General features: G+C 58.2%; 1 pseudogene. It reads left to right on the top strand.

Annotated elements, in window-relative coordinates:
- Window positions 1-297 (top strand): annotated as a pseudogene (locus AB9K34_RS05590) (transposase); the annotation flags it as partial.

The raw sequence follows: 297 nt of genomic DNA, 5'->3' as shown, positions 1-297 counted from the left end.
GAGACCCAGCTCGCCCCGACCCTGCAACCGGGCGACGTCATTCGTCGGGAAAACGATCCACCGGATCGTTTTCTAACCCTCCTCATTCCTCGACAATCTGGCCGTCCACAAGAGCGAGAAGGCCAAGGCTATCCTGCAGGAGCGCGGCGCATGGTTTCTTTTTCTGCCGCCATACAGCCCCGATCTGAACCCCGTCGAAATGGTATTTTCCAAGCTGAAGGCGCATCTGCGGCGGATCGGTGCCCGAACCATCCACAATCTATGGCAAGCCGTCGGTGAAATCCGCGATCTCTTCGA

Origin of the sequence: Sedimentitalea sp. XS_ASV28 (assembly GCF_041224545.1) — a bacterium.
In the GTDB taxonomy this organism is placed as follows: Bacteria; Pseudomonadota; Alphaproteobacteria; order Rhodobacterales; family Rhodobacteraceae; genus Sedimentitalea.
Note: the sequence above shows the minus strand (reverse complement) of the source record. Positions and strands in the feature narration are given on the sequence as shown.